The organism is Rosistilla carotiformis (assembly GCF_007753095.1).
Lineage (GTDB): Bacteria > Planctomycetota > Planctomycetia > Pirellulales > Pirellulaceae > Rosistilla > Rosistilla carotiformis.
Map to the genome: position 1 here is coordinate 1966684 of NZ_CP036348.1, position 17811 is coordinate 1984494.

The window sequence follows — 17811 nt, forward strand, 5'->3', positions numbered from 1 at the left end:
CGACGCGCTGCGACGTTGAACTCCGCAAACTCCATTGGCAAGGATGCCGAACATGTCACTAGCGATTCTCGAAGCGATCGATCTTCATAAAACGTATGGTCGCCGCAAAGTCGTCGACGGTGTGAACCTGCACGTCAACGAAGCGGAGATCGTTGGCCTGCTGGGCCCCAACGGTGCCGGTAAATCGACAAGTTTTAAGATGATCTGCGGGATGGTCGATCCCGATCGAGGTCGTGTCTGCCTGGGCGGCGAAGAGGTCACCGATTGGCCGATGTTTCGCCGCGCCCGCGACGGCGGGATGGGCTATCTGCCGCAGGACTCCAGCGTTTTCAAGAAGTTAACCGTCGAACAGAACATCCTGGCGCTGTTGGAACTGCTGGGACACAACCGCAAGCAACGGCAGGCCCGCTGCGAGGAACTGCTGACCGAATTCAGCATCACCCACATTCGCAAATCGCGTGGCGGTAAGCTCAGCGGTGGCGAACGCCGCCGCCTGGAGATCGCCCGCTGTCTCGTATCGAACCCGCGGATCATCCTACTGGACGAACCGTTTGCCGGTATCGATCCGATCACCGTGCAATCGATCCAAGGCGTGATCCACCAGTTGCGTGATTCGGGGATTGCCGTCTTGATCACCGACCACGCGGCCCGCGAGATCTTGAGTACCGTCGATCGATGTTACGTGATCGCCAAAGGTCAAGTGTTGGTCGATGGAACGCCCGACGTCGTCAAGCGTCACCCGCAGGTGCAAGCCGAATATCTGGGCGACTTGGACGCCGCCGAATCGCACGGGCAAAGCAGCCAAACCCTACGACACGATTCCCCCGCCCCAGCGGCCGCCGCTCCTGCTGCTAGCTCGGGACTGTTCAAATCCTCCGCCCCGCGCCGCCGCACCGACGTCTAATCGCGCGGCCTACGATCGCAGCAGCTATAGAATTCCACGGTTCAGCACTTCACCCTCCCGTAAACGCAGTTTGCGATGGGAGGGTCGAACCCGCGCAGCGAGGTTCGGGGAGGGCGGTCCGCGATTCAACCCGCGTCGCTCGACTCAGCATTCCCCTCCCCGGAAAACCTCGCTAGACGCTCGTTTCCCGACCCTCCCAGCTTCGCCAGGCGGGTAGATTCGAACGTCGCCAGCACCAGCAAGTCACCCTCCCGCAAACGCAGTTTGCGATGGGAGGGTCGAGCCAGCGCAGCGAGGTTCGGGGAGGGCCGTCCGCGCTTCAACCCACGTCGCTCGACTCAGCAATTCCCTCCCCGGAAAACCGCGCTAGACGCTCGTTTCCCGACCCTCCCCCGCTTCGCCGGGCGGGTAGATTCGAACGTCGCAAGCACCAGCACTTCACCCTCCCGCAAACGCAGTTTGCGATGGGAGGGTCGAACCAGCGCAGCGAAGTTCGGGGAGGGCGGTCCGCGCTTCAACCCGCGTCGCTCGACTCAGCATTCCCCTCCCCGGAAAACTCGCTAGACGCTCGTTTCCCGACCCTCCCAGCTTCGCCGGACGGGTAAATTCGAACGTCGCCAGCACGAGCACTTCACCCTCCCGCAAACGCAGTTTGCGATGGGAGGGTCGAACCAGCGCAGCGAAGTTCGGGGAGGGCCGTCCGCGCTTCAACCCACGTCGCTCGACTCAGCAATTCCCCTCCCCGGCAAACTCGCTAGACGCTCGTTCTCCGCCCTTCCCAGCTTCGCCGGGCGGGTAAATTCGAACGTCGCCAGCAACAGCACTTCACCCTCCCGCAAACGCAGTTTGCGATGGGAGGGTCGAACCAGCGCAGCGAAGTTCGGGGAGGGCCGTTCACAAGTCAACCCGCGTCGCTCGACTCAGCAATTCCCCTCCCCGGCAAAGTTGCTAGACGCTCGTTTTCCGACCCTCCCAGCTTCGCCGGGCGGGTGGATTGCATTGTTGTTAAAATGGCCTGCCTCAGCATGTTGCTTGAGAAGCCGTGCCTTCGGGCGACCGCTTAAAGCGTTTCAGCGATCACGCCGCGATCGGCTTCGTGGTCGTCGATTCCCAGCAGAGCTTTATCTTCGACGTTGGGGCCGGGCAGTTCGGGGATCGGTTCGTGCGAGAACCACTCGGTCATCGGGACCTTCCATTTGGGAAACTTACGTGTCCGATAGAGTGCTCCCATGTAGATGTCCGACGCGTCGGTCAGCCGTCCGTCTTCGGTCGCCAGATCGTACCGAACGCCGTAATGCATCCGCGCTCCGCCGACCTGTTCGCTGCTGGACCACCAGTGCGGTTTGTAGAAGCGTTGTTCGCAGACGTAGACGACGCCGCGCAGTTCTTTGCTGCAGCAGGAGATCTTGCCCAGCGAAAAACGTGCGTTCCAACGCTGCATCGGCTCGACTGTTTCCAGCATGACCGCATCTTCGACCGGACTGTCGCGTCCCAAAAAGATCTCGCTCTTGCGGGTCAAGAACATCGTCTCCATCACCCGTGGCAGATAGAGGAAATCAGGAGTGAACGGTGGCCGGTCGATGTCGAGGTTCAGAAAGACCTCGCGATCGGAAATGTCGTCCCCGACAACCAATGGCGTCCCTTCCGCGTCGACTAATTGGATATGAAAGGTTGCGGTACGGTAGTTCCCTTCGTTGAACAGCCGCGGGCTGCGCTCGTCGTTGCCGCGATAATATGATCCCGACAAACGGTTCTCGAGATCGGCAGGGCGTTCGGGGACCGGAGGTGTTCCGAAATCGTAGAAGGTCGCAAAGTGGATCTCTTCGGCGAGGGCGGTCGATGCGATGTGATCGCGCAGCGACCAGATCTCGTATCCCAAGTAGCCGCACAAGATCACCAACGGGATCACCGGGGAGACCTTGGCGGTCAACATCCGCTGCCGCAATGGCAAGCGTTCGGGTGGAAGGGACGCTGGTTGAGCAAATTGTTCAGCGACGTCGATCGCCGCTTCGGTTGGCGGATCGTCGCAGATTCGATTCGTAGACTGGTAGCCGTAGGCTCGCAAGCCGATCAGCAGAGTCAGCAGTAAACCGATCGCGACGTATCGCGTGTTGGTGTCGAAGAAATCACGCAGCCGATCGCCCCAGGCGAGGTTTTGTAATTGAGGCACTTCGCTGACGTACAGTTCCGCGTTTTGCTCGAACTCCTGTCGGCACTCATTGCAACAAAAGCGAACCGTTTTCCCTTGATAGGTCGTCACGTATTCGTCGGTTGCTTCGCGATCGCGCAGCACCGGACACATGACGTTGGTCGCCATCGCATGGCTGCAGACGACCGCCAACGAGATCGCGAACATCAGCGTTCGAATTGGGTTTTTCATGATCGGATCGTGCGGTAAAGAGGCTATCGAAGATCGCGAAAGAATCGGCAAGTTGCTGCACGACTCTACGACACCCTTTTTATCGATGATGCGAATTTGCAACGCATGCAGCTTGCCCGCATCGATTTCCCCAAGCGACGCGATGATGCAAACAGCACAATCGCTGCAACCGTTTAACTCACCTGCCCGTCGCGGGTCGCAGGACGGGGTTGCAATCGAATGTTGCCAGAAGACAACGTGCTGCGCTGTAGGTTTCCATGACAAAAACAAGCTTTGTGCCCCAACCCAATTGAGACCAACGATGAAACGGAAACTGCTTCGCGGACTGGCCTACGCCGTCGATACGGTCTTCCCGACGCGAATCCTGGCGACGCTCTGCTCCCTCGGATTTGGAATCGATCTCGCCCTGCAGATCACCAACTCGGGCGGCATCCTGGCTGAAGGCTCGCCGCTGGCGCAATTCACTATCGCAATGATGGCTTGGATGTGGATCACGCTCGCTTGGGCGATCTACGGACTCGCCCGAACCGCCGACTGGATTGAGGACCGTGGCGGTTCGCTTGCCGCGCGGCTGTTCCGTGTTGCCGTCGGCTGCACGCTGGCGATGATCGTTGCGATCAGCATCGGCAGCTGGGGGCTGAACGCTCAGATCGGTCGCTTCGCCACTTTGGATACGCTGCTGTTCCTCGTCGCCAACCCGCTCCTTTCGACTTGGGATCACATGGGCTCGGGTGAACGGCGATCGATCGTCTTGGCAAGCCTCGCTGCTCCGGCGGTGATCTGGGCTTTTTGCTGGTTGTTGCGGAACACGCCGCCGTTGTCTCGCGACCGCTCGCCGCGCGATCTTCGCGCCAGCTGGATTCTTGCCGGAATCGTGCTGATGGGGATTTGGATGCCAATCGCTGGCGATCTCAGCGCTCAACGATCGGCGTCGCGGATCGAATCGGTTCGCAGCCGCTTGCATCCGCTGGTCACGCTCGCCTCCTCCAGCTACGACATGTTGGCTCACGAACCGATCCAGGCGACGATCGATGCGAAATCGTTGGTCGCTCGCGACGCAACCTGGACCGTGCCGGAAAAGACAGCGCGGCCATCGGTCATCTTTGTCGCCATCGAATCGCTGCGATCGGACGTTGTCGGCTTGTGGCACCAGGGCAAACTGGTCGCTCCCAATCTGACTCGCCTGGCGACCGAAGGGCTCACTTGGAATCGAGCCTACGCGCAATCGACGCACAGCGATTATGCCGACGTCTGCATCGTTTCGTCCCTCTATCCGCTGCGGACTCAGCGGCATCATTATTATCGCAGCGACGATCCGTGGCCGAAGACGTTGGCTTTCGATCTGTTTAAGCAAGCGGGCTACGCGACAGCGATCATGTCCAGCCAAAACGAATCGTGGGGAGGGATGGATCAATTCCTGAACGTCCCTTCGTTAGATCTGTTCTTCGATTCGGCTCGCAGCAACCTGACGACCTACACATCGGCTCGCGATCCTGGGTTTGCGTTGGAACGAGCGGTGGGAGCGTTCCACGCCGGCAGTCTGTACGACAACCAAACGATGGACCGCACGCTGCAATGGATCGACCAGCAGCTTGCCAGTCAGACACCCTATTTCATCAGCATGAACCTGCAGAGTTCGCACTTTCCGTATGAGTTGCCGCCGGGGACGGAGGAGCCGTTTCAGCCGGCGCGGATGGATCGAGACGTGACGTTTATGTACCATCCGCCGGAGAAGACGCCGCTGGTTCGCAACGCCTACTACAATGCGATCCACAACTGCGACAAAGAGCTTGGCCGCTTGGTGGAACATCTCCGCGAGCAAGGCGTTTTGGACGATACGATCTTGGTTGTGTTGGGTGAAAACGGGGAAGCGTTCCACGAAAACGGATCGGTGGGGCACGCCCGCGAGCCGGTCGAACCGGCGCTGCACGTGGCGACGGTGATCCACGCTCCCAACCTCATCGCTCCGGCGACCGACGATTATCCGTTGGAACATATCGACGTCTTGCCAACCGTGATGGGGCTGCTCGATTGGCCGACGCATCCCAACTTGCAAGGTCGCGATCTGTTGTCGGATCAGCGAACTCCGTTGTCGCAGCGGCTGATCTTTCATCACGTCAACAGCGGTGCCGCGCTCGGCGATGCCGTGCAATGGGCCGGCCGATGGAAGCTGGTGATCGATCGCCAGCGTCATTCGGTTCAACTGTTCGATTTGGAAAATGACCCGCAGGAATCGACCGACGTGGCGAGCGAGCACCCCGTCATCGCGTCGGTCCTGCACGATGTCCTGACCCGTTGGTACGACCAACAATTGGCCTACTACCGCTTTCCAGCCTACTACCAAAAATTCTACCCGCCCCAACCGCCAACCCTCTCGGACCATCAGCTTCAGAAGTTGAATGATGCGGGGTGAGAGGGGGGCGCCCGTCAGGCCGAAGGCCGACACATTCTCTGCCGGAGGCCGGCATATTCCCTGCCGGTGGTGTAAACCACCGGTAGTAAGCATTGCGGAATCACGAGGCCGGAGGCCGGCACAAGTTCTTGCTGGCCCCAACCAAAACCAATGGCAGGTTGTAGTGTGTCGGCCTCCGGCCTTTGAAGCTTCTTGGGGCTTCTCAGTTCCGGTGGCTTACACCACCGGCAGTTGTTGTTCCGCCCTCCGGGCTCAGGAGTCCTGGAGGGAAAGCTAGTTAGCAGACACTGTGTGAAGACTGCTCGGATCAGGCCGGAGGCCGACACATCCTCTGCCGGTGGTGTAAGCCACCGGTAGTAAGCATTGCGGAATCACGAGGCCGGAGGCTGGCACAAGTTCTTGCTGTCCCCAACCAAAACCAATGGCAGGTTGTAGTGTGTCGGCCTCCGGCCTTTGAAGCTTCTTGGGGCTTCTCAGTTCCGGTGGCTTACACCACCGGCAGTTGTTGTTCCGCCCGTCGGGCTCAGGAGTCCTGAAGGGAAAGCTGGTGATCAGACACTGTGTGAACGCTGCGCGCAACAGGCCGCAGGCCGGTACATTCTCTGCCGGTGGTGTAAGCCACCGGTAGTAAGCATTGCGGAATCACGAGGCCGGAGGCCGGCACTAGGTCTTGTTGAACACAGCCAGAACCGTAGTCAGGTTTGTAGTGTGTCGGCCTCCGGCCTTGGAACTGTTTAGGCCTGCTAGATTCCGGTGGCTTACACCACCGGCAGTTGTTGTTCCGCCCTCCGGGCTCAGGAGTCCCGGTGTGAACCGAGCGAGGAGACTCTGGGCAAAGTCAGGGCGCAACAGGCCGCAGGCCGACACATTCCCTGCCGGTGGTGTAAGCCACCGGTAGTAAACATTGCGGAATCACGAGGCCGGAGGCCGGCACAAGTTCTTGCTGGACCCAACCAAAACCAATGGCAGGTTTGTAGTGTGTCGGCCTCCGGCCTTTGAAGCTTCTTGGGGCTTCTCAGTTCCGGTGGCTTACACCACCGGCAGTTCGTTTGCCGCCCTACGGGCTCAAGTACGCTACCGTTTGTCGGCCGGGAGTTCGATTTGCGACAGACCTTCGACGCCGCGGTCGGCTTGCCAGAGCCAGACGTTGCGATCGGCGAAATGTTTTAGTAGCGGCGCGTCGGCTTCTGGGCCCAGGCGATGGGCCCAGACGATGGGAGCGTTGTCGATGTCGGCGCGGTTGTAGACCCACTCGCGATGGACGTTGTGATCGGGTGAGTATTCAACCAAAACAAGATGTTTGCCCGGCTCTTGTTCCAGGAGTTCGACGATCTCGGATCGATTGGGCGATTCGATGCGCGTGGCGTTGCCGACTGCATACGCGATCAAGGCTAACAGGCTGTAGACAACGATTGTCGGCAGGACCATGCGGGCCAGCCGATTACTGTGTCCGGCGGCGTGCAGCCATCGCAGCGATTGGAACAACGCGACATAAAAAAGGCAGGCGACCGGAGCGACATAGTGCGGGAAGGTCCGTGAGTGGACGAATTGGAACTCGATCACCAACAGCCCCAGCACAACGGCGACGGCAAACACCATCCATCGGTCGCGGCGGATCAACGCTAACGCAGGCAACAGGCACAGACCGCCCATGAACGTGTAGAAGTGACTCAGATGCTGCAGCTTGCTGGTTACCAATGCCGTATACCCGGCGAACGTTTGCGCATCGAGTTGTCGCTGTCGGCACCAGTCGCGGTAGAAAGCTCCCATCGCGGGAAGGTTGTATTCCGGAACCGGCGGCAATGCGTTCCAGATCACCATCGAGGTGGCGGTGTATTGTTTGGAGTGAGCCGAGTAGGGCAACTGAGTCGCCCGGCCGGTGACCGCCGCGTTGTTGATCGCCAGGCTCGCGATCCCGATGCCGCCGATCAACAGGCTCGGCAGAGCCAACTGAACCAAGTTGTTGATACGATCCGAGGCGGGAGACTTCCAGATCCAGCGGAGCAACACAACCGCTGCGACGCCGCAGAGCAAGAAGCCTTCCAGCGGGCGGCTGTTCGCCAAAATGACCGCTCCGCAAGCAAACAGGCTGGCGTATTGCCAGACCGGGCGTGGCCAACGGTTGCGGTCGATGATCCGCCGCAGGGCGCCGATCAACAGCGAACCGCCGAGCAGTTGGACTCCGCCGCCCCAGTAGGTTTGTCCCCAAGCCATCAGCATCGGGACGTTAATCGCCAGCAACAGTCCGGCAATCAGAGCCCAGCGACGATGGAGCCAGCCGCGCAACGCCCAATAGGTGGCGGCGATTCCCAGAGCCAACGCCAGCCAGCTGCCGACGATCGGATGCCCGGTGGTCACCTGCCCTATCGCCAGGAAGATCCCGTTGCCTGGCGGATACTTGGACATGTAGCTGGGCTGCGAGAGGACGTGGTAGGTCTCGAAGTGTTTCCAATACGGATGCGTTGGATTGGTCAGCCGCCCCGAGGCGTAGGTGTCGGCGGCCAGCAGATAACTGAACTCGTCGTGAATTCGAGGCAACGGATACCGAATCAGCGTCAGGCCGAGATTCGTCAACAACGAGACCGACAGCACCAGCAGCAGGCTGATCCAGGGGCGTTTGGAGAGCGAATCGATCGCCGCGACAACACGCCCGCCGCCCGAATCGCGCGGGCCGCTGAACCAAAACGCCACCAATAGACTAACACTCATCAGCATCAGACTCAGCGAATCGGGCAGGCCTTGGTAGTTCGTCACGTTGTTTGGGCGTTGGTGAAACTGGCGTTTGGGTAACCGCAACCTTAGGCGGCGCGGGGGACACGTTCAGGGTATCGCCTCGGAAATCTAGCTCTAGCCGCTGCAACAGCAATCGCAATCGGACGACAGTGGCTAGCAAAGGGTCGCGGTCCAATCGGTTTTGACGAAGATCGGGGCTGTTCGATCGCTGCCCCTGCGGCGGCGACCTCGACACCGCCACGTCGGCTTTGGGCGGGACCGGTTGCCATTGGCGGGGAGGCGTCGAAACGGGGGCGAGCGAGAGTATGAAATGGCCGTTTGCCCCCCTGCAAGTCGACTTGATCGATGGTTATAGTGCTTCCATCTTGCCTATCGTTCGAGAATGCGTAGAGCATACTGTGAAATACCTGTTTATCATCACTCTCAGCATCGCCTTGTTCGCAACCTGGTTGTTGTGGTCGGGGCACTTTGACGATCCTTTCCTGATCGCTTTGGGAGTTGGATCGTGTCTGATTTCGGTGGCGATCTCGCGGCGGATGAAGATTGTCGACGAGGAAGGGGCGCCGGCTCACCTGGGCCTGCGACCGTTCACCTCCTACGCGCCGTGGCTGATCAAAGAGATCGTGCAATCGAACATGGAAGTCACAGGGATCATCATGTCCCCCCAAATGCAGCTGCAACGGAGCATGATCCGCGTTTCGGCGAACCAACAGACCGAACTGGGCCGCGTGATCCTCGCCAACTCGATCACCCTGACCCCCGGCACGGTGACCGTTCGCGTCGAAGGCAACTCGATCTTGGTCCACGCTTTGTCGTTTGAAGGGGCCGCCGAAGACCTCTCCGGCGAAATGGATCGCCGCGTTTGCGCATTGGAGAAGTAACGATCATGACAGGCATCTTCCTGATAACATCGATCGCGATCCTGATCACGATGGCGTTGGCTCTGATCCGAGCGATGCTCGGCCCAACCGTTTTCGACCGCGTGCTGGCGCTGAATATGGTCGGAACCAAAACCGTGCTGCTGATTGCGGTGGTGGATGTCGCCACCGAGCGAGGCGATTTTCTCGACCTGGCGCTCCTCTACAGCCTGATGAACTTCATCGGGATGGTCGCCCTGCTGCGATTCACCGAATACGGAAGCTTCAGCCGCGAGGGGACCGAGCTATGATAGCGCTCGATATCCTCAGCTGGATCCTGATGTTGACCGGTGCCTTTTTTTCGATCGTCGGTGGAATCGGGATCGTCCGCTTGCCCGAGTTCTTCTCGCGGCTGCATGGTGCTGGGATCACCGACACGATGGGTGCCGGAGCGATCTTGCTGGGGCTGGTCTTCCAAGTGGGGCTCAGTCTCGCCGCCGTGAAGTTGATGATGATCTTGTTTTTCTTATTGGTGACCAGCCCTAGTTCGTGCCACGCGTTGGCGCGTTCCGCTTTCACACATGGGTTGAAACCTGTGTTGGATTCCTCACCACGCGATGGAAGCTCGGGAACGGAAGCATGAATCTAATCGTCTTTACCATTCTCGCCATGCTCGCCGCGACCGCGGTCACTGTCGCGCGGATCCGCGATCTGTGGGCAGCGATCATGTTCACGGGGATCTACAGTTTTCTTAGCGCTAGCTGGATGCTGATCCTCGACGCGCCCGACGTCGCGTTCACCGAAGCGGCTGTTGGCGCGGGGATCTCCACCGTCTTGATGCTCAGCACGTTGGTCTTGATCGGGCCCAGTGACGCCGGCCGCCGCAAGCCCGCCTTGGTGCCGTTGACCGTTGTCGCGATCACCGGTTGCGCGTTGGTCTACGGCACGTTGGATATGCCTCACTTTGGCGACCCAAACGACCCGATCCACCTGCACCCACGTCCTTCGTTTGTCGAGAAATCGCAAGTCGACATGCACGGCTTACCGAACGTGATCACCGCCGTTTTGGCCAGCTATCGCGGTTACGATACGCTTGGTGAAACGACCGTTGTCTTGACGGCGGGGATCGCGGTACTGCTGATCTTACGAAAAGAGAAAGACGAACCCGAACGGGAGGCAGCCGCACAATGATTGCCTTTCCGATCATTCGAGTCGTCACCAAACTACTGATTCCCTACATCTTGCTGTTTGGTTTCTACGTTCAATTCCACGGCGACTTTGGCCCCGGCGGCGGCTTCCAAGCTGGTGTGATCCTGGCTGCTGCGCTGATCCTTTACGGATTGGTCTTCGGACTGCAAGCGGTGCAGCGCGTCGTTCCGGCTTGGGCGGTTGAAAAGATGATGGCCATGGGCGTCTTGATCTACGCGGGGACGGGGATCACCACCATCTTGTTGGGCGGAAAGTTCCTCGACTATGAAGTCCTCGACCACCACCTGTTGCCCGGCATCCTGCCGCATGGCCAACACTTGGGGATCTTTGTTGTGGAGCTTGGTGTAGGGATCACGGTGACCGCGGTGATGACGATGATCTTCTACACGTTTGCGGGAAGGAAACACGTTCTGTGAATATGGAACAAGTCGTCGGATTGTATAACTACTGGGTTGTCATCTTTTTGATGATGACCGGGTTCTATATGGTCATTGCCCGACGCAATTTGATGAAATCGATCATCGGCCTGAACATCTTCCAAACCTCGGTCTTCCTGTTGTACATCACGATGGGGAAGATCCACGGCGGTACCGCGCCGATCGTTCCTCCTCGGATCGTGCAGAATCACGCTCACGATGGGCATGCCGACGGGGAAGCCGCCGGACACGCTGCCACGCACGCGGCCGAGGTGGCTCACGCAGCGGGCAAGAGTGTGGAAGAGGTGGTCGAAGCGGGAGCGAGGATGTCGGGAGAAGTCGATGGGATCATCTACTCCAATCCCTTGCCGAGTGTTTTGATGCTGACGGCGATTGTGGTCGGTATCGCCACGACCGCACTGGCGCTGTCGTTGATCGTGCGTATCCGTGAAGACTACGGAACGATCGATGAGGAGAAGATTTTGGAAATGGATCGGCTGCCGTGATCGCTCAAAACCTGCCGGTCCTGCTGATCGTGGTACCGTTGATTGCAGCACCGCTGTGCGTGCTGATTGGAAATCGCAAGCTCGTTTATTTACTGGCTCTCGCCGTCGCTTGCGCCGTCTTTGCGATGTCGGTTGGTCTGATGGCCGAGGTCGTTCGATCGGGTCCGATTCACTACAACATCGGCAATTGGGCGCCTCCCTACGGCATCGAATACGTCGTCGATGGGCTCAGCGGATTTGTGCTGCTGTTTGTCTCTGCGATCGGTGCGGTCGTGCTGTTGTACGCGCCGCCAAGTGTGGAAGCCGAGATCCCGGCGTCGAAGCACTATCTGTTTTATGCAACCTATCTGTTGTGCCTGACCGGATTGTTGGGGATCTGCATCACCGGCGATCTTTTTAATGTTTTTGTCTTCTTAGAGATCTCGTCGCTGTCGTCGTACGCATTGATCAGTCTGGGGCGAACCCGCCGCGCGCCGTTGGCCGCGTTGCAATATCTGATCATGGGAACCGTGGGGGCCACGTTTATTCTGATCGGAATCGGGCTGATCTATCAGATGACGGGCACGTTGAATATGGCCGACATCGCCCAGCGGTTGCCGGTTGGTTTGCAAACCCGCACCGGGTTGGTGGCGTTCGCGTTTTTAACGATCGGGCTGTGCATCAAGATGGCGGTCTTTCCGCTGCACACCTGGCTGCCCGGAGCGTACACCTACGCCCCCTCGGTCGTCACCTGCTTTATCGCGGCGACGGCGACCAAAGTCTCGGTCTACACGTTCATTCGCATCGTCTTTGGAATCATCTCGCCGCAGTTTGCGTTTGTCGAATTGCCGTTGGCCAAGGGGCTGATGATGATGGCGATCGTCGGCATCTTCGCCGCCTCCCTCGCTGCGATCTATCAACAAGATGTCAAACGCATCCTCGCTTTCTCCAGTATCGCCCAAGTCGGATACATGTTGTTGGGGATCAGTATCAGCAACGAAGCAGGACTGTCCGCCGGGATCGTCCACATGTTTAACCATGCGATCATCAAAGGTGGTCTGTTTATGGTCGTCGGTTGCTTTACGCTGCGGTTGGGTTCGAGCCAATTGAGCGACTGGCGGGGCGCCGGGCGGACGATGCCTTGGACCGCATTCGCCTGGACCGTCGGCGGCCTCGGTTTGATCGGCGTCCCCGTGACCGCCGGCTTTGTCAGCAAGTGGATGTTGTTGACGGCGGTCATCGATTCGGGAGCTTGGCCGGTCGGCATCTTGATGCTGCTGAGTTCCCTGTTGGCGTTGCTTTATATCTGGCGAGTCGTCGAGACGTTGTACTTTAACGAACCGACGGAGATCGCGGGCCAAGCGACCGAACCGCCGCTGCGAATGTTGATTCCGACCTATCTAGTTGTCGGATCGACGTTGGTCTTTGGCGTTTGGACAGTCTATTCGGCCGGCTTGGCTCAATTTGCTGCGATCGGTTTGTTGGGAGGAACACCCTGATGACTCCTGAAAACCTTCTGATCCTGGCGATGGGATTGCCGTTGATCGGCGTCGGCCTGGTCTTCCTGGTTGGCAAGCTGCCGAACGTGCGCGAAGCTGCTTCGCTGACGATCGCGATCGCGCTGTTTGGCATCACCTGCCTGTTGGCATCACACGTTTTTGCCGGCGGACGTCCCGAGTGGCATATCGGTGAAATGATCCCTGGGTTCGAGATCGCTTTTGCGGTTGAACCGCTGGGGATGCTGTTCGCCTTGGTCGCGTCGGGGCTTTGGATTTTGACGACCGTTTATGCCGCGGGCTACATGCGCGGCAACCACGAATCGCATCAGACGCGGTTCTTCGCCTGCTTTGCCGCGGCGATCTTTGCAGCGTTGGCAGCCGCCTTTTCCGCGAACCTGTTCACGCTGTTCGTCGCTTACGAAATCATGACGATCTCCACCTATCCGTTGGTCACGCACCACGGCACCCGCGAGGCTCGTAACGGAGGCCGCGTCTACTTGGGGATCCTGCTTTCGACTTCGGTTGCGTTCTTCATGTTCGCGATCGCTTGGACGTCGAACATCGCCGGCACACTCGACTTTCGACTCGGCGGCATCCTGGCCGAGCCGTTGGCCGATGGGAAGATCACCGAAACACAACTAGGCGTCTTGCTGGGGCTGTTTGCATTTGGAATTGGCAAAGCTGCCTTGATGCCGTTTCACCGTTGGTTGCCCGCGGCGATGGTCGCTCCCACGCCCGTCAGTGCTCTACTGCACGCGGTGGCTGTCGTGAAAGTCGGCGTCTTTTCGGTCCTTAAAGTCGCCGTCTTCATCTTCGGTATCGATCTGCTGCGAACGACAGGCGTCAGCATCTGGCTCGCCTATGTCGCTGCGGGAACGCTGGTGACCGCTTCGCTCGTCGCGATGACGAAGGACAGCCTTAAGGCTCGGCTTGCCTATTCGACGATCAGCCAACTGGCGTACATCTCGCTGGGGGCCGCGTTGGCGACGCCCGCCAGCGTGATCGGCGGAGGGATGCACATCGCGATGCACGCCGTCGGCAAGATCACCTTGTTCTTTTGTGCCGGTGCGATTTACGTGGCGACGCATAAAAAGAACATCAGCGAAATGCAGGGGCTGGGGCGGCAGATGCCCTTCACGTTTGCAGCTTTCCTGATCGCATCGCTCAGCATTATCGGCTTGCCTCCTGGTGGCGGCGTCTGGAGCAAATGGTTCCTCGCGGTTGGCACCGTCGAAACGCAGCACTATTTGCTGACCGCCGCGCTGATGATCAGCTCGCTGTTGAACATCGCCTATCTGATTCCCATTCCGATCCGCGCCTTCATGGCTCCTCAGGAAACGACAGCCGATCCGCACGCGGCCCCCTCCGGGATTCAAGAGGCTCCGTGGATGTGCGTCGTGCCGCTGTGCCTGACCGCGGCGCTTAGCATCGTGCTGTTTTTCACCGCCGGTTCGATTTACGAAGTCTTGCTGCCGCTGGTCTCATCGCAATGAATGCCTCCAAACACAAATCCAAACAAGTAAGTGATCCGCCCAGCTGGTTTGAACGGCCGCGGAACATCAACGCGATGATCGCCGGATTGGTGATCGTTTGCGGATTGTTGGTTGTCGCCGATCTGTTCTACACCAATCCGCATCCGCACTTCGACATCGAGACCTCGTTTGGATTCCAAGCTTGGTTCGGCTTCGTCTCCTTTGTTGTGATCGTTTTCCTGGGCCGCATCCTGCGAATGATCGTGGGCCGCAAGGAGGATTATTATGATCGCTAACCTACCTCCTGGCTTGATCATGATTCTGGGCGCGTTGGTGTTGCCCTTCGTCGCTCGTCGGCTGCAAGCCTACGGCGTCCTGGCCCTTTCAGTGATCAGCCTCGGCCTGTTTTTGCTCACTCCCGCGGGCGAACATGGCAACATCGCGTTGTTCAACACGACGCTGAATATGGTTCGGATCGATTCGCTGAGCCGGATCTTTGGGATCGTGTTCCATATCGCCGCGATCGTATCGTCGATCTACGCGCTGCATGTCCGCGATCCGCGACAGCATATCGCCGCGTTGGTCTACGCCGGCGGAGCGATCGGTGCCTGTTGCGCTGGCGACCTGATCACGCTGTTCGTCTTTTGGGAACTGACGGCTCTGTCGAGCGTCTTTCTGATCTGGGCTAGCGACAGCGAGCGATCGTATCGCAGCGGGATGCGTTACCTGATCATTCAAGTCGCCTCGGGCGTGCTTTTGTTGTCCGGAGCGATCATCCACTACGTGCAATCGGGCAGCCTAGCGTTCGACAGTTTTGTCGTCGAAGGGCAACCGTTGGGTTTGGCAGCGACTTTGATCCTGCTGGCGCTAGGTATTAAATGCGCCTTCCCGCTGCTTCACAACTGGTTGCAGGATTCTTATCCCGAAGCGACAGCGACGGGGACGGTTTTCCTGAGCGCATTTACGACGAAGCTGGCCGTATATTCATTGATCCGCGGTTTTGCGGGGCTGGATCTTTTGATCCCGATCGGTTGCGCGATGACGCTCTTCCCGATCGTATTTGCTGTGATCGAAAACGATCTTCGCCGAGTGCTCGCCTACAGTCTGAACAACCAATTGGGGTTCATGGTCGTCGGCGTTGGGATCGGGACCGAACTGGCGATCAACGGCACGGTGGCTCACGCGTTCTGCCACATCATCTACAAATCGCTGCTGTTCATGTCGATGGGAGCTGTGCTGTATCGCGTTGGCACGACGAAGGCTACCGAGTTGGGCGGGCTGCATAAATCGATGCCTTGGACGACGCTCTTCTGCATCATTGGTGCCGGAGCGATTTCGGGGTTCCCGTTGTTGAGCGGGTTTATCAGCAAATCGATGATCATTTCCGCCGCTGCGGAACAGCATCAGTTCTGGGTTTGGATCGTGCTGCTGATCGCATCGGCTGGCGTGATGGAGCACTCGGGAATCAAGATCCCCTTCTTCGCTTTCTTCTCTCACGATTCGGGCAAGCGAGTGGAAGAGGCGCCTTGGAACATGTTAACCGCGATGGCGATTGCCGCCTTCTTCTGCGTCGGCTTGGGAATCGCTTATCCGCTGCTGTACCGGATGCTCCCCTACACTGTCGACTACCATCCCTACACCGTGACGCACGTGGTCACGCAAATGCAGTTGTTGTTGTTCGCACTGCTGGCCTTTGTCGTGTTGATGAAATCGGGGCTGTATCCCGCCGAGCAGCGGTCGACGAATCTTGACACCGACTGGATCTACCGCCGCTTGTTGCCCGCCTGCATCCGCGGCTTGCGAACCGTTTACGATGTCGTCAACGACGCCTTCCGCAGCGACATGGTGGTGATCGTCCACGGCATCATGGACTTCACTCGATCGACGTTCAACGAACGCGGCATCTTGGGCCGAACCTGGTCTAGCAGCACAATGACCCTCTGGGCCACTCTGCTGCTGGCCGTTTGTTTGCTGCTGTATTATCTGTAGCATCGCCGTTTCTGCCGGCTGATACATCGAGTCGAGCACGCTGCTGGCCCCTGAGTTTTGCCGACGTCAGAAACGCGCGGCCCGATGGGCACGCGGTTAAACGAAGGGGTGAGTCGCCCGTCGTTACGTTCAACGAAGCGTAGTGGACGAGGCTACGAGTCCTCTTGCATCAGACCAAAGCGCTGGGACTCGTAACCTCGTCCACTACGTCCCGCCGCTAATTCTTTCCACGGTCCGAGGCTCCTTCGTTTAGCCGCGTGGGCATCGCCCCGCGCTCCTGGGTGGATTTACACTAAACAAACAACGCCCGTGCACGCGAATGGTGCAGCGGGCGTCATGTGTTTGCTATTGTTGATGGGGCTCAGCCGGATTAACGATCGCGACCGATCGCTCCACCGATTCCAGCTCCGATCTGGCCACCGGCGCGGCCGCCGATCGCTTCGCCAACACCGGCACCGATCGCTGCTCCAGCGCGAGCTCCCGTATCGAGGCGTCCGTTGTTGCGATCGTTCCAATAACCTTGGTTTCGACGACCGTAGCCATCATCCCAAATGCGGTCGTTCCAACGCGAATCGTCCATGTAGCGATCGCCATCGCGGCGGTATCGGCGGCCGTCGCGGTCGAAGTAGTAGGGACCATCAAACTCGCCCTGATTATTGGCATCGCCGCGGTAGCCCATGCGATGGCGTGGTTGATGTCCGTCGTGATGTCCCGCTTGCTGACGTGGGTTCAAGTAGCGGTTGTTGGTGTAGTCGAACCAGCGACCATCATCCCAGTAGGCCCAGCGACCGTTGCCACGATCGCCCAACCAATACCACCAGCGATCGTTGTGTTGACGGAAACGCCACTCGTCGTTGGCGTCGTTATTCGCTTGGGCGTTTGGATTGACTTCGATATTGGCTTGAGCGTCCTCCAAAAGCTCGGCGTCGCCTTGCAGCAATGCCTGCGAATCGCGGGTCTGCTGCGACTGCAGGTCGGCTTCGGGATTGATTCCCGCATCGGCATCGACTCCAGCAGGTCGATTGCCGTTCTCATCGACGCCTACACCTAGCGGAGTGTTCGTGCCGGTCTGCACATCCGCAGCGGTCGGCCAATCGCCTTGGACCTGAACGTTGGCGTCGGCATTTGCATTCGCCGGCGTATCGACGCCCAGCTCCGCCTGCGCTTCGGCCGCTGGCTGATTCGGCACCGCCGCTTCGGCAGCTTCACCGATCTCCTGCCCCACTTCGGCCGCCGCCTCTCCGGTCGCATTCAACGCCCCGTCGACGGCATCGCCAACATCCTGAGCCTTCGCGGCTTGGAATCCAAATAAACTTGCAGCCAATGCAGCGGTGCAAAATGTCGTTCGTCTCATCGTTCGTTTCTCCGTTCTGAAAGAATCGTGGGGGGAGGGCCGCGGATCCGATCAGAAAACGGGATCCGTTCGCGCGCCATCGGTATGATGGCTACATAGG

At 59.0% G+C, this 17811-nt stretch carries 15 protein-coding genes; 12 read left to right on the forward strand and 3 right to left on the reverse strand.

From position 1 onward, the window contains the following. Positions 1–43: 43 nt before the first annotated feature. Positions 44–904 carry an LPS export ABC transporter ATP-binding protein gene (gene lptB / locus Poly24_RS07315; protein WP_145092626.1) on the forward strand — a complete coding sequence of 287 codons (861 nt, stop codon included), beginning with the start codon at positions 44–46 and terminating at the stop codon, positions 902–904. Between the two features lie 1060 nt (positions 905–1964). On the opposite strand, the gene Poly24_RS07320 is transcribed toward lptB, so the two are convergent. After that, positions 1965–3284, reverse strand: coding sequence for a hypothetical protein (locus Poly24_RS07320; RefSeq protein WP_145092629.1), 1320 nt, complete (start codon positions 3282–3284; stop codon positions 1965–1967). A gap of 301 nt (positions 3285–3585) precedes the next feature. Between Poly24_RS07320 and Poly24_RS07325 the strand changes: the two genes are divergently transcribed. Further along, on the forward strand, positions 3586–5697 hold the full coding sequence (locus Poly24_RS07325) for a sulfatase family protein (RefSeq protein ID WP_197452391.1): 2112 nt from the start codon (positions 3586–3588) through the stop codon (positions 5695–5697). Between the two features lie 1074 nt (positions 5698–6771). Here the strand turns inward: Poly24_RS07325 and Poly24_RS07330 are convergent. Then, a complete protein-coding gene (locus tag Poly24_RS07330) occupies positions 6772–8451 on the reverse strand; it encodes a hypothetical protein (RefSeq protein ID WP_145092635.1) in 1680 nt (559 codons plus the stop codon). Positions 8452–8828: 377 nt separating this feature from the next. On the opposite strand from Poly24_RS07330, the gene Poly24_RS07335 reads away from it, so the two are divergent. From Poly24_RS07335 to Poly24_RS07380, 10 genes are read left to right on the forward strand one after another with little or no spacing between them, the layout of a single operon-like run. Beyond that, positions 8829–9311: a Na+/H+ antiporter subunit E gene (locus tag Poly24_RS07335; protein WP_145092638.1), complete on the forward strand. Its 483-nt coding sequence runs from the start codon at positions 8829–8831 to the stop codon at positions 9309–9311. Positions 9312–9316: 5 nt separating this feature from the next. Further along, positions 9317–9598 (forward strand): monovalent cation/H+ antiporter complex subunit F, encoded by a 282-nt coding sequence (locus tag Poly24_RS07340; RefSeq protein WP_145092641.1) that lies wholly within the window; start codon positions 9317–9319, stop codon positions 9596–9598. Beyond that, positions 9595–9930 (forward strand): monovalent cation/H(+) antiporter subunit G, encoded by a 336-nt coding sequence (gene mnhG, locus Poly24_RS07345; RefSeq protein ID WP_145092645.1) that lies wholly within the window; start codon positions 9595–9597, stop codon positions 9928–9930. The genes Poly24_RS07340 and mnhG overlap by 4 nt, the downstream gene beginning before the upstream one ends. Continuing rightward, entirely contained in the window at positions 9927–10478 is a 552-nt protein-coding gene (locus Poly24_RS07350; RefSeq protein WP_145092648.1) for a DUF4040 domain-containing protein, read from the forward strand. Before mnhG ends, Poly24_RS07350 begins: the two co-directional genes overlap by 4 nt. Next, the gene (locus Poly24_RS07355) at positions 10475–10912 is read left to right on the forward strand and encodes a Na(+)/H(+) antiporter subunit B (RefSeq protein ID WP_145092651.1); all 438 of its coding nucleotides are present in this window, start codon (positions 10475–10477) and stop codon (positions 10910–10912) included. Before Poly24_RS07350 ends, Poly24_RS07355 begins: the two co-directional genes overlap by 4 nt. Before the next feature lie 2 nt (positions 10913–10914). Further along, complete coding sequence (locus tag Poly24_RS07360) at positions 10915–11418, forward strand: sodium:proton antiporter (protein WP_145102648.1); 504 nt, start codon at positions 10915–10917, stop codon at positions 11416–11418. Then, the gene (locus Poly24_RS07365; RefSeq protein ID WP_231753507.1) at positions 11415–12896 is read left to right on the forward strand and encodes a monovalent cation/H+ antiporter subunit D family protein; all 1482 of its coding nucleotides are present in this window, start codon (positions 11415–11417) and stop codon (positions 12894–12896) included. Before Poly24_RS07360 ends, Poly24_RS07365 begins: the two co-directional genes overlap by 4 nt. Then, positions 12896–14389, forward strand: coding sequence for a proton-conducting transporter transmembrane domain-containing protein (locus Poly24_RS07370; protein ID WP_145092654.1), 1494 nt, complete (start codon positions 12896–12898; stop codon positions 14387–14389). The genes Poly24_RS07365 and Poly24_RS07370 overlap by 1 nt, the downstream gene beginning before the upstream one ends. After that, the gene (locus tag Poly24_RS07375) at positions 14386–14664 is read left to right on the forward strand and encodes a hypothetical protein (RefSeq protein ID WP_231753508.1); all 279 of its coding nucleotides are present in this window, start codon (positions 14386–14388) and stop codon (positions 14662–14664) included. The genes Poly24_RS07370 and Poly24_RS07375 overlap by 4 nt, the downstream gene beginning before the upstream one ends. Beyond that, positions 14648–16357 carry a Na(+)/H(+) antiporter subunit D gene (locus tag Poly24_RS07380; protein WP_145092657.1) on the forward strand — a complete coding sequence of 570 codons (1710 nt, stop codon included), beginning with the start codon at positions 14648–14650 and terminating at the stop codon, positions 16355–16357. Before Poly24_RS07375 ends, Poly24_RS07380 begins: the two co-directional genes overlap by 17 nt. Before the next feature lie 370 nt (positions 16358–16727). Here Poly24_RS07380 and Poly24_RS26900 read toward each other — a convergent pair whose 3' ends face one another. Then, positions 16728–17711 (reverse strand): hypothetical protein, encoded by a 984-nt coding sequence (locus Poly24_RS26900; RefSeq protein WP_197452392.1) that lies wholly within the window; start codon positions 17709–17711, stop codon positions 16728–16730. Positions 17712–17811 lie beyond the last annotated feature (100 nt).